Raw genomic sequence first — 12241 nt, 5'->3', positions numbered from 1 at the left:
GTGACAGTCAGTATAAAGAAGGGTGAATTCAGCGCTAAGACAAGCTATCGAGCATCAGGTGCCTATCAGCTTGAAACCAATCTTCAAGAGCGTCCCAACATTCTGATAGTTGATGACCGCCCTGAAAATCTGGTGGCTACTCGAAAAACTTTAAAAACATTAGATGTAAATATTTTGGAAGCCAGTTCAGGCAATGAGGCGCTTTCATTAATGCTACGTTATCGTTTTGCTGTAGTACTGTTAGATGTACAAATGCCTGGTATGGATGGTTTTGAAACAGCAACGCTGATGCAAGAAGACAAACAGATGCGTCAAACGCCTATTATTTTTGTCACAGCCATCAGTAAGGAAGAAAGTTATGCAAACCGTGCCGCTGAAATTGGTGCAGTGGATTATATTTTTAAACCCATCAACCCTTGTATATTAACAAGTAAAGTCAAAGTATATGTTGAGCTTTACCAGCAACACAGACGCGTTCAGCAGCTGAATGATTTTCTTCAGTATAACAATGAAGAGCTGGAGCGGTTTGCTTATATCGTATCCCATGATCTGAAGGAGCCCGCTCGAAATGTTCTTAATTTTGCCACACTTTACAGGCAAATGAAGAAAGATAAAAATAAATCTCCTGAAGCAGAAGAAACGTGTTTAGAAAGAATTATTGATAGTGCGGGCCGTATGTTATCGATGATTGAGGGAGTTTTGCAATATTCACGTTCTCAGGATTGTTTGTATGCGCATACGATGGTTGATTGTAATGATATTGTCAGAAGTGTTAAAAAAAACATTGTGTATGTTTTAGAGCAAAAAGACATTACCATCAACTGTACTGAACTACCAACTGTAAATGGTAATAAAATTCAAATTCTGCAAATCTTTCAGAATCTGGTGAGCAATGCTATAAAATTTAACAATAATGAAAGAATTATTATTGATATTGATTTTAGCTGTAATGGCAAATACTATGAATTTTGTGTATCGGATAATGGAATTGGTATTGCCAAACCGTACCGAAAAAAAATATTTGATGTATTTGAGCAACTCAACCGGCGCGAAGAATATCCAGGAACAGGCATTGGTTTGGCTGTGTGCCGTAAGATAATTGCCAGTTATGGTGGAATGATATGGGTGACTGATCATAAGGGGGGAGGTTCAACCTTTCATTTCACATTACCCATTCCTCACGCAGAGAAATAGTATATGGACTTAGAAAAACAACTTGCACATGTAGTCATGGTTGAGGATAACCCTGATGATATTGAGTTCACCATGTTAACCATGATGTATTATAAAATACACGCAAAAATCACTTTTTATCGCGATGGAGAGGAGTTTGTTGAGGCATTGAAAGGCCCATTGCTGTATACCACACAAGACAAACCTGACTTAATTCTGCTGGATCTTAACCTACCTCGGATGAATGGCCGAGAAGTGTTGCGATTTATGAAAGATAGTGAAATATGGGAAGGTACCCCAGTGGTGATATTAAGTGGGTCATCATCACCCAAAGACGTTGAGGATACAATAAATATGGGGGCAAGTTTATACTTAATCAAACCATTGGAGGGCCGATCGCTTGAAGATATTTGTCAGCATATTCCAAAATTCAAGCTACATGAAAGAGAAGAAGAGCGTTATTTTATAAAAGTACTTGAAGAGGCCAGCATTTAGGCCCTCCTTTGTTGTTTAAGTAAATTTTACACGAATCCACTTTTATAGCACTGCTTCTTGAGCAGTATGTTCAAGCTGAGATGCGTTATTCCCGACCATTTGAATAGTACAGGAAACAGTAAGCCCACCATTAGGAGAGTGGCTAAATTGTAACTCACCTTTGTGCAGGTGAACGATTCGTGTACATAGTGCCAGTCCCATACCAAGTCCCGGGTAGTCTTTATCGCTGTGTCCTCTCATAAAAGGGCATGCCAAGTTGGTTAGCTGCTGATCTGAAACACCAATTCCATTGTCTTCAATCGTAAGATTTAACATACCATCAATTAACTCAGTACAATGAACCCATATTGTAGGAGTATGCTCTGGCTTGCTTTTAGGTTGGTACAAGAATGCATTATCAATGATATTACTAAAATAAAGCTGCCAATGTTTTTCGATACCTATGAAGGTAGGTATTTGTGTTGGTGATAAAAGCTTGATGTTTTGGTATATGTCACTTTGATATTTTTGTCTGGTTTCTTGAAACACTTGTTGAAGTAACTCAGTAACATTTATATGTACTGACGATTGAGGCTGATGCAAGCGGGAGTATGTTAATAAGGCATTTATCATTTGTTGCGCTTTTTCGGCGTTGTTTTGCAATATCTGAAACCAATAACGTTCTTTATCATTTAACTTAGTTTCAAGGCGGGCACTTAACATGTTTGAGAAACTCGCTATATTACGCAAGCAAGCACCCATATCGTGAGAAATACCATAGACCAGCGCCTCAAACTCTTCTTCGTTGACCATTGTCCTTGTGTACCTCACTAACTATATCACTGAACCTATGCATATTTATTAGGCAGTTTAACTATATCGATCCAAAATGATTCGATCATTTGTACCACCGATAGAAATTTTTCAAATTTTACAGGTTTAGTTATAAAACAATTTGCGTGTAGATTATAGCTGTCTTGGATATCACGAGCAGCTTCTGAACTGGAAAGTACAATAACAGGGATTCGGCGGCGTTCAGGACACTTTTTAATAACTTGTAGTACTTCTCGTCCACTGACTTTTGGTAGATTGAGATCAAGTAGGATAATATCTGGTATCGTAGAGCTTTCGTGCTTGCCTCTTTGAAAAAGGTAGTCTAGAGCTTCTTCGCCATCCATAGCAACATGTAAATGATTTTTTATCTTTGCTTCCTCTAACACCTCTCGGGTAAGTTCTACATCCCCAGGGTTATCTTCAACGAGCAGTATTTCAATAGAACACATTGCAATAATCCTTTATGGTATACCCTTCACGAACCATTTTTAGGGTTTGTTGTCAGCGATTTTGACCACCAAGGATGGTGGGAATGCAGTTTATGCATAATGACATGGATGTCATATAGTAGAGCAATGCAGGAGCTATTGCCGAGGAGCATTTAACTGCCACCCCTAAAAACCCTTCGTTTTGGGTATATGAGTTTAAATCTATATCCTTTAAGAACTTATGATTTAATATTTTCTTAACAGCTCAGATTAAGCCGCTAAAATACTTCATTATAAGTATAAAATAAATATAGTAAGACTTGTAAATAAATAAGCATACTACGCAATGAAAATGGTTGTAATAAATAGTTCAATATTGTGAGTAATATACAGTCTACTCTATCCACAATTAACATTGAATCTTAAGAATATTAATGACTATCTATAAGCGTATAAGGAAAAAACTTTTGAAGATATGGGGATCAGCTTTTTTAGTTATAGTTATTATTAGTGTAATATACGTCGGGGTTCGTTTTTTCTATCCTCAACAGAATGAGTCGTTGATTATTGCAGAAGGGGCACAACCGGTTTTCGCATTAATCTATATTGCTGAAGCTAAAGGTTTTTTTAAAGACGAAAATTTAGATATAACGTATAAAACGTTTTCATCGGGACGTGATGCTTTAGCCAGTGTTATTGCTGGAGAAGCGGATCTTGCAACAGTATATGAAACACCTGTGGTACTGCAAACTGTAGCAGGTCAAAAATTGGCAATCATTACAGGTTTACACCACTCTTCTCGAAACACCGCACTGGTAGCAAGGAAGGACCGAGGTATAGAGCAACCTACTGATTTACAGGGCAAAAAAATTGGAGTCACAAAAAATACTAATGCAGAGTTCTTTCTTGACCTTTTTCTTAAAAGTCATGGTATGTCAAAGAATGACGTGATATTGCTTGATACACCTCCCTTAATGATGGCGCAAGCGGTTAAAAGTGGCCTTGTTGATGCTGTAGCGACATGGAATACTAATTTATTTACGGCTCGAAAAACGTTAGGTGAAAACTTAGCAGTCACATTTTACTCGGAGGTTTACACGGAGTTTTCTGTTTTGGTGAGTAAGCTTCATACAATGCAAACGCGTAAGGAAGCGCTAAGTCGCTGCTTGCGAGCACTCATTCGTGCAGAAAAGTTTTTGCAGAATAATCCCGATCAAGCCATTGATATTGTTATTAAGCATTTGTCCAAACTATCTGAGTCTACCATTCGCAATGTTTGGAATGATTTTACATTAGAATTAAGGCTTGACAATATTTTATTAACCACGTTGAAAGTAGAAGCAAACTGGTTTAAAAACCAAGGTGCATTTGAAGAAGAAGTACCAAATTTTAGAAATACTATATACACTGAGTTTTTAGAAGCACTTAAACCCAAGGCTGTTACTCTCTATGACTAGTTTTCATCACTTATTTTATGCTGTGTTTACCTACTCTTGATATGAACCCTATTTGTTATGACAGCGAAATAACAATGTTTTTAAAGTTGAGTTAAAAAATTAATTTTTACTAAATAGTTGTTATTTATAATGACTGTAAGTACGAAATTATTATTACCAAACGCTATATTGCTATTATTTTCAATAGTATGCGTGTCTTATATGTTAACTGATTTAAAAACAGCTGAAGCACTGTTACGTAGAACAGTCGATAAAGTTGAATCTGCAAATCAGACTTTGAACCATATAAACTCCTTACAAAAAAAGAAAGATGTGAATTTGTTATCATACAAGTTTATGCAAGATGATCGTTTTTTGAAAGCAGTTGAAAATGCAAGTGATGAAACAGATAAGCTGCTTGATCAACTACAAATAACCTTAGGTGATAAAAAGGAAATAAGCTTATTTTTACAGTTCTCAAGAATACGAGACAGTAACCAAAGCATACAGCGTAAGCTCATTCGATCGATAGAACAATCAGATGTAGCCAAAATAGAATCAGCGTTTATACAGTGGAAAATACTATCCCTTAAGACAGAAGCTATTTTACAGGATTTAACGATCTTAAATATAAAAAGAGTCAATGAGGTTGTTGGTGAGTTTAATAAGTTACAAAGTAAGCTATCTATAGCAACTGGAAGCATGTTTGCATTTTTAATTTTTATTGTTATTTTATCAACAATTTACTATCACCGTTATATTGTAAGACCAATAGCAAAGCTTAGCTCCAAAATGGATCAATTTTCTTTAAAAAAAGCCAATAGCATTGATTTTGTCGACTCAAAGGATGAGATCAGCAATTTAGCAAAATCATTTAATAAGATGGCTAAAGAGTTATTTCATACGACGGTATCGCGGGATTCCTTAGTTAAGGAAGTTGAGCATCGGAGAATTTTAGAAGCAGATCTTGAAGAGGCGAAAGAACGTATTCGTCTGGTGGTTGAATGTGAGTCAAATGCACTCATTTTGGTTAATGAGAGCGGTATCATCACTATGGTTAATAGACAGACAGAGGCTATTTTTGGGTATGATCGAAACACGCTGTTAGGTCAGCCTATCGAGATGTTGGTACCACAGGACTTACGTGAAATACATAAATCTCACTTTAGTTATTATCAACAAGCTATGAATAAACGTCCTATGGGTAAAGACAAAAAGGTCTTTGGGCTACATAAAAAAGGTTCGACCATTCCTATAGAGGTGACATTGACGCCCATACAATTTACATCAGGTAAGAGTATTCTAGCTTCGGTTACTGATATTAGTGAGCGATTAGCGGCACAACAGGAAAAAGACAATTTAATTGAACGACTGAGTCAATCTAATGAAGAGCTTGAGCGTTTTGCCTATATTTGTTCTCATGATCTTCAAGAACCATTACGAATGGTTCGTAGCTACTCAGAGAAATTACAAATGAAACTAGGTGATAGCCTGCTTGATGAAAAAGCTAGCCGATATATGTTTTATGTCACCGATGGTGCTGCGCGTGCACAAGAGTTAATTACTGATATTCTTACTTACTCAAGATTGGATGCTGAAGAACGCAAAGAAGTAATCAGTGTGGAAGATATAATCGCTAATGTATCCCAGAACTTACAGGAGAATATCAATAAAACAAGAGCCAAGATTCAGCATAGTCAGTTACCGTATCTACATGCTAATCGCACACTGATTTTTCAACTGTTTCAAAATTTAATCAGTAATGCTCTGAAATACTGTGAAAAACAACCGTTCATTGAAATTTCCTTTAACTGGGAAGATGGCTGGGGTGTTTTTAGTGTGAAAGATAATGGTATTGGTATTGCGCCAAAATATCATAGTAAGATTTTTAAAATTTTCCAACGTCTTCATGGCAAGAATGAGTATAGTGGTACGGGTATAGGGTTAGCAATATGTAAAAAAATAGTTGAGCAACATGGTGGTAAGATAACAGTCATATCTGAACAAGGCATTGGGGCAACCTTTGAGTGTAGCTTTCCACGTAATATTGTTGTCAATCATCAACAAAAACTGAAAACACCAACTTCACAGTTAAGCAGCAGTTAGTGTTAACGAGGCTTATATTGTTAATAACTAAAAAAATGGTCATAAACCAGAATGGCACTATCTATAACTTACATAATATTTGGCCATTATCGTACTGTTAGTTTAGCTATCCTTATTTATCATATATTATGTGCATATGTTTAATCTTTATTATATGAGCAAGATAATCCTAAAAGCGCTTGCTTTTAAAGCTGATTTAAGCATCTTTGTCTTGCCAGAAAAGACACTGAAATATCCTTATTTTTTAGTATGGTATTCAATGTTTAATACAAACTTATCTAACATAAAATGAGCAAAGTAACCAGCAGTAATGATTTTGTGTAAAAAGGTTGTAAAGGTAGAATTATTGGTGAACTCTGTTGAAGGTGCTGTAATATAATCTCCTATAAACTTTAACAGTAATCAGGGTGTTAAGTTATTTTAATAAAGCAATTATCAGCAGAAAGCAAGTAAATATTATATGTTTTGCATATGTTTACTATACTGTTCTATGTCGAATGGTTTATAAAACAGAAATTGAAATTGAGTTGTGAGATGATCATGTAAAGGCATTTTTATCATTTTTAGTGTGACTTTACTGGTGCGAGAGCCTTGCCAACGGGTTTGTTTATATTTTTATAAGGAAATTGACTTGCCACCTAGATTTATTAAAGAAATAATATTTTTTTAATATCTTAAGTGATTGAATTAATAAATATCTGAAAGAGTAAGGTGAAAATGATAACTGCAAATGTCATGCTCATAGATGATGAGGAGCATATAATTGAATATGTGACTGAACTTATTGAGTCTTTTGGATTTAAAGTAATTGGTTTTGCGAATGGAGCGAGAGAAGCACTAGAGAAATTAGAAAGACTAGATCCAGATATTATTTTACTCGATGTGACGATGCCGGGCTTGCCTGGAAGTGAACTGGTCGCAGAGATAAAAAAGCGTAAGCAGCATGTCAAAATTATTATGCTTACATCTAGAAATACTGTTCACATTGTTAAAACCTGTATTAAAAATGGTGCTCAAGGTTACATTTTAAAAAATCAAGGTGATGATTATATACGTCAAAAACTTTTTGATATTTGTGGAATTGATCAAAACTCAGAATCTTGTTGTGCATTATGAAATGTGGTCATAAAAATGAAGCTTATGCTCGATTCTGTACTATTTGCGGTATTAACCTAGATCGCCAGGTTTGCTGTTGCGGTGTAGCTAACTACTCTAATTCACTTTTTTGTTGGCGATGTGGTCAGCGCCTAGTTAACCAGTATAAAGCGATATTAGATGAAGAAAATTATTCATCGAGATACTCATTAAATGAATTTTTAAATGATAAAGAAATAAAGATATCTCTGAGTAATATGGATGATAAGTCAGTTTCTCAGAGTGATATAGACGCGCTGTTTAATAAGGATAATGGGGTCTAATGTTTTATAGCTCTGAGTTTATGAATGAGCTTCAGCAAGAGCTAAAAATTGACGATGTTGTACTTAACAAGCTGCTTCAGTCAAATGGTAATGATATTGGTACTTTGGTGCTTGAGTTGGTAAAAGGTAGTTATATTTCAAGAAAAAAATGGGGAAGTAAAATTGGTGATCAAAATCAGTATGCTTACTTACCATTAAGAGAGACGCTGATTGATGAATCGTTATTACCGTTAATACCTCATGAAATTGCAAAAAAGTATTCTGCAATGGTTGTCTATAAGCTGGGTTCACGGGTGAGCGTTGCATTAAAAGACCCTTTAGATCAAGCTACTAAAGATATTATCAGTAATTTTGTTGGAAGCCCTATAAGTCCTCTTTTCAGCTTTGAGGATGAGATTCAAAAAACCATTGCAATGTACTATGGATCATCTGAAGGGTTAGATAACCTAATGGTTCATAGTGAGCCTGCACTAAAGTTATTGGCAAGCAGTAGCAAAGAACCATTAACTCAATTAGCGAATAAATATGAGCTTCGACAGCTTTCCGATAGACTTATTTACATGGCTTTAAAAGATAAGGCAACCGATATTCATTTAGAGCCAAAAAGTCATCACCTGATCATTCGCTTTCGTAAAGACGGTGTCTTATATGAAAAAGCCTTATTGTCCTCGGAAGTAGCACCACCATTAATCAGCTGCTTTAAAGTGCTTGCAGGTATTGATATTACTGAACGAAGAAAGCCCCAGGATGGACGGTTTAACTTTAGTTTATCTGCAGATCATGTCATTGATGTACGTGTCTCCAGTCTTCCCTCTCTTTATGGTGAAACGATGGTGCTGCGTTTGCTGGGGGCGGAGTTTTTAGACCGATTTCTTAATTTTGAAGAACTTGGTTTTACACATGATATTTTACAACACTTAAAAAAAGCACTCAGTGCGCCTAATGGTATGATTTTTGTAACTGGTCCAACAGGATCAGGTAAAACAACAACGCTGCACTGCGCATTAAATTATATTTGTGATTCGGGTATTAATATTATAACCATTGAAGACCCTATCGAATATGAGCATCCAGATATCACACAAGTATCAGTAGACGAAAAAGCGGGAAGAACATTCTCTTCTGTTTTACGGTCGGTGTTACGACAAGACCCTGATGTAATTATGGTGGGGGAAATCAGAGATCTAGAAACTGCACGCATTGCTGCTAATGCTGCATTAACTGGCCATATGGTATTAACGAGTTTACACACGAATGATGTCATACAAGCTATGACGCGTATGATTGAAATGGGGGTTGAACACTTTGTTATAGCGCCTTCTGTCATTGGGATATTAGGACAGCGGCTGGTACGAAGGATATGCAAACACTGCAAAGAAGAGTATATACCAGAAGAGACGTATTTAAGTAATTTTTTTGATCTGCGTGGAGTGACTCATTTACCCTATTTATACCGTGGAAAAGGGTGTGAAGCATGTTCACAAACTGGTTTTTCCGGGCGTGTTGCCGTTCATGAATTTTTGGGTATAACGAATACCCTGAGAAATTGTATATTAAGAACACAGGATTATGAAGAGTTTTACCGTATTGCGGTAAACAGTAAACACTATATTCCCTTTGCCAAAGATGGGTTAAAAAAAGTACTAATGGGGTTGACCACGTTTGAAGAAGTGTCTTGTTCCGTCAACCTCTTTGATGATGGATGACTTAATAATAGGTGAATATATGTATTCCGAGATCAAAACAGTACTCCACGTTGATGATCAAGAGATGATGCGTGATTTAGTTGAGTTTGGTTTTGAAGACACTGGGGTTAAATTTGTCTCAGCAAGTAGTTTTGATGAGTGCGTTAATAGACTAAAAAGTTTAAAACCTGATGTGATATTACTTGATGCACTGCTTGGAGATATGGATGGTGTTGATTTGGCTGACAAAATTAGTGCTCAGTATAAGGGCTTACAGGTTATCTTTATTTCAGCATTAGATGAAAAAACGATTTTTACTAAAGGTAAGCCAAATAACGTACTGGGTGTTATTTCGAAGCCTTTCATCCCTAAAAAACTTCCTTCTCAAGTAGCACAATTGCTTAATCAAGAAATACATAATACTGGATGCCGGTTACACAACAAAAATTTAACTTTAGAAAATAACCGTCTTTCTGAACTAAAACTAAAATACCAGCAGCACTTAAAAGATAGTGTTATACGTGATATCGAGTATCTTTGGTCAAATTTACAGTCAAAGAAAAATGATGAAAAAATTCTAGATAAATTAGTTTTAGAACTACATAAAGTATCGGGAACAGCAGGAATCCATAATCTAACTACTATATCAAAAACTGCCGCACTCTTAGAAAATAAATTTAGGGATTTTAAAAATAATACCAGTATGGCTAATTTAATTGATGAGGGGAATGAATTATATTGCTCTCTAAAAAATAAAATTAATCAACTATGATTTTTTGTGGGTGTTTGTATTGCATGAAACTAAGCGAGCAAGAAGAGAATGATGGATAACATGTGTACTGTTTATCTTTATCACAAATAACACAGAGATCAACTTTATGCATGTGTTTAAGGATATAAGGTAGTATTTTTTATTTAAAATAACATATTTATCTGGCATTACAGTATTTTTAAATTTTAGCATGAATTATATTTTATGTAGAAATAATGCTTGATCAAATTAGCTAGTGATAGACCAATTTGTAAGTTTTCCATATTCATTTGTTGGAAGCTCTGAGCCGCAGGTAAAGTGTTTGGGACGTTCAACAGCAGTTAAGAACTTGTTGACCCAATGTGTCAAGCTAAGTATTAGCTCCTTTTGATTATGTGTAGGCTCTATCATAATGAATGCTTTTAACCTATCACCCTCGTCTTCACACATTTTTCGAACACAACATGCTTTGACTGCTGGGTGCTGACATAAATACCTCTCTACTTTAGTAACTGATACATTAATACCTGCAACTTGTACGCAGTTATCGTAACGTTCTAATACCTCAAACTGTCTATCATTAACCCATATCATCCGGTCTGGCATCGAAAAATGATTACTTGTTATCTCCAAGCTTTTTCTATGCAAAAGAGAATTTATATTTTCCCAAAACGGAAATAAAGTGTAATACTTTTCTGGCCATATTTTATAACCTATTCCACCAGTCTCGCTACTACCATATATATCAATAAATGAAGAAGTGTTTGATAAACTGATCATGGCATTTTTGACATAATCTGGACACTGGCTCGTTGATGAAACAATATGGATATTTTTTGGTATTACTAACGAGTTATTAATACAGTATTTCCAATAATCAGGATAGCCAATTACTAGATCACCAGATGCTAGTTGATTACTTAGCTGAATTGGGGATAAAGCTTTAGCATCAAGTAAGTTAACCTTTAATTTTAATGGAAGTAAAACGGTAAATAAAAAACCATAAATATGATAGCAGGGCACTAAGGAAACTATACGCTTACTTGCTTTAAATAATTCTGCTAAGTAACTTATTTCTTCCTGTAATGTCTTCAGGTTGTGAATGCAATGTTTTGGTGTACCAGTTGTTCCAGAGGTCAAAAAACCAATGTAAATTGAATTGGACATAAAATAGTCATAAATAGCTTCGCTCCACTGATTGAGAGAGTCTACATTACTGAGTAATGGCGGTGGATTAGAGCGATTGAGTTGAAAAAATTGCTCAACTCTAATTTGAAGACAATTAATCTCAATAGAATCTGCTCCACTACCATTGTCATATATAGGGCGATGCATATCCCATTGGTTTATTTGCTGCCAAGCAACAGGTGATTTTCGTTGTAATGATATTTCATGAGCTAATAATTGACAGATAATACGATAGATCTGATCTTTTGATAAAGTAGAGTTATACTTTTCCATGTATTCCTCTTAAAATAGAAGGAAATTTTAATCAATTTTCATAAAACTATAAACCAAATGAAGATTGTAAGTATAAACAATATATAACAGGATAATGAAAAATGGAATTTACACAAAAAAACTTGAGCCAAGCGCTAAGTGAAACTGATGAGTCAGAACTTGATAGTGCCAGATTTGGGATTGTTAAGTTGGACCCTGAAGGTAAAGTTGAGTTCTACAATAAATACGAGTCTGAATTGGCTGGTCTTTCTGTTGATCAAGTACTAGGTCAGAATTTCTTTACGCAAGTAGCTCCATGTACCAATAATTATATGGTGTCTCATAAATTTAATGCTGCTGTAGAAAACAATACTGACTTAGATGAAACCTTAGATTATATATTTACCTATAAGCTAAAGCCTACAAATGTCAAGCTTCGTTTATTAAAGTATAGAAATAACCAATGGTTATGCGTTGCTAAACAATAGGAAAATAT

Annotated in this window: 11 protein-coding genes; 8 read left to right on the top strand and 3 right to left on the bottom strand. The window is 35.3% G+C overall.

Features of this window, described 5'->3' with window-relative positions; genetic code table 11:
- Positions 1 to 1194: a sensor histidine kinase gene (locus KHS79_RS20415; protein WP_212721402.1), complete on the top strand. Its 1194-nt coding sequence runs from the start codon at positions 1 to 3 to the stop codon at positions 1192 to 1194.
- A gap of 3 nt (positions 1195 to 1197) precedes the next feature.
- Positions 1198 to 1668 (top strand): response regulator, encoded by a 471-nt coding sequence (locus tag KHS79_RS20410; RefSeq protein ID WP_233468525.1) that lies wholly within the window; start codon positions 1198 to 1200, stop codon positions 1666 to 1668.
- Between the two features lie 42 nt (positions 1669 to 1710).
- Here the strand turns inward: KHS79_RS20410 and KHS79_RS20405 are convergent, their stop codons facing one another.
- Positions 1711 to 2460 (bottom strand): sensor histidine kinase, encoded by a 750-nt coding sequence (locus tag KHS79_RS20405; protein WP_212721399.1) that lies wholly within the window; start codon positions 2458 to 2460, stop codon positions 1711 to 1713.
- 35 nt (positions 2461 to 2495) lie between these two features.
- Complete coding sequence (locus tag KHS79_RS20400) at positions 2496 to 2930, bottom strand: response regulator (protein WP_212721396.1); 435 nt, start codon at positions 2928 to 2930, stop codon at positions 2496 to 2498.
- 446 nt (positions 2931 to 3376) lie between these two features.
- Between KHS79_RS20400 and KHS79_RS20395 the strand changes: the two genes are divergently transcribed.
- The 5 genes from KHS79_RS20395 (at position 3377) to KHS79_RS20375 (ending at position 10326) form a co-directional block, all read left to right on the top strand.
- Entirely contained in the window at positions 3377 to 4366 is a 990-nt protein-coding gene (locus KHS79_RS20395; protein ID WP_212721394.1) for an ABC transporter substrate-binding protein, read from the top strand.
- Positions 4367 to 4567: 201 nt separating this feature from the next.
- Positions 4568 to 6451: an ATP-binding protein gene (locus KHS79_RS20390; RefSeq protein WP_212721392.1), complete on the top strand. Its 1884-nt coding sequence runs from the start codon at positions 4568 to 4570 to the stop codon at positions 6449 to 6451.
- A gap of 717 nt (positions 6452 to 7168) precedes the next feature.
- Positions 7169 to 7567: a response regulator transcription factor gene (locus KHS79_RS20385; RefSeq protein ID WP_212721383.1), complete on the top strand. Its 399-nt coding sequence runs from the start codon at positions 7169 to 7171 to the stop codon at positions 7565 to 7567.
- A 301-nt stretch (positions 7568 to 7868) separates the two neighbouring features.
- The gene (locus KHS79_RS20380) at positions 7869 to 9575 is read left to right on the top strand and encodes a GspE/PulE family protein (protein WP_212721380.1); all 1707 of its coding nucleotides are present in this window, start codon (positions 7869 to 7871) and stop codon (positions 9573 to 9575) included.
- A gap of 19 nt (positions 9576 to 9594) precedes the next feature.
- A complete protein-coding gene (locus KHS79_RS20375) occupies positions 9595 to 10326 on the top strand; it encodes a response regulator (protein ID WP_212721378.1) in 732 nt (243 codons plus the stop codon).
- Between the two features lie 228 nt (positions 10327 to 10554).
- Here the strand turns inward: KHS79_RS20375 and KHS79_RS20370 are convergent, their stop codons facing one another.
- Positions 10555 to 11766 carry an AMP-binding protein gene (locus KHS79_RS20370; protein WP_212721376.1) on the bottom strand — a complete coding sequence of 404 codons (1212 nt, stop codon included), beginning with the start codon at positions 11764 to 11766 and terminating at the stop codon, positions 10555 to 10557.
- Positions 11767 to 11867: 101 nt separating this feature from the next.
- On the opposite strand from KHS79_RS20370, the gene KHS79_RS20365 reads away from it, so the two are divergent.
- Positions 11868 to 12233: a PAS domain-containing protein gene (locus tag KHS79_RS20365; protein ID WP_212721374.1), complete on the top strand. Its 366-nt coding sequence runs from the start codon at positions 11868 to 11870 to the stop codon at positions 12231 to 12233.
- Positions 12234 to 12241 lie beyond the last annotated feature (8 nt).

Origin of the sequence: Zooshikella ganghwensis (assembly GCF_018263875.1) — a bacterium.
Taxonomy (GTDB): Bacteria; Pseudomonadota; Gammaproteobacteria; order Pseudomonadales; family Zooshikellaceae; genus Zooshikella; species Zooshikella ganghwensis.
Note: the sequence above shows the minus strand (reverse complement) of the source record. Positions and strands in the feature narration are given on the sequence as shown.

What these genes read in the sequence shown, in the direction of transcription:
- KHS79_RS20410 (WP_233468525.1), top strand. Translation starts at nt 1,198, where the DNA reads ATGGACTTAGAAAAACAACTTGCACATGTAGTCATGGTTGAGGATAAC.
- KHS79_RS20405 (WP_212721399.1), bottom strand. Translation starts at nt 2,460, where the DNA reads ATGGTCAACGAAGAAGAGTTTGAGGCGCTGGTCTATGGTATTTCTCAC.
- KHS79_RS20400 (WP_212721396.1), bottom strand. Translation starts at nt 2,930, where the DNA reads ATGTGTTCTATTGAAATACTGCTCGTTGAAGATAACCCTGGGGATGTA.
- KHS79_RS20390 (WP_212721392.1), top strand. Translation starts at nt 4,568, where the DNA reads ATGTTAACTGATTTAAAAACAGCTGAAGCACTGTTACGTAGAACAGTC.
- KHS79_RS20385 (WP_212721383.1), top strand. Translation starts at nt 7,169, where the DNA reads ATGATAACTGCAAATGTCATGCTCATAGATGATGAGGAGCATATAATT.
- KHS79_RS20380 (WP_212721380.1), top strand. Translation starts at nt 7,869, where the DNA reads ATGTTTTATAGCTCTGAGTTTATGAATGAGCTTCAGCAAGAGCTAAAA.
- KHS79_RS20375 (WP_212721378.1), top strand. Translation starts at nt 9,595, where the DNA reads ATGTATTCCGAGATCAAAACAGTACTCCACGTTGATGATCAAGAGATG.
- KHS79_RS20370 (WP_212721376.1), bottom strand. Translation starts at nt 11,766, where the DNA reads ATGGAAAAGTATAACTCTACTTTATCAAAAGATCAGATCTATCGTATT.
- KHS79_RS20365 (WP_212721374.1), top strand. Translation starts at nt 11,868, where the DNA reads ATGGAATTTACACAAAAAAACTTGAGCCAAGCGCTAAGTGAAACTGAT.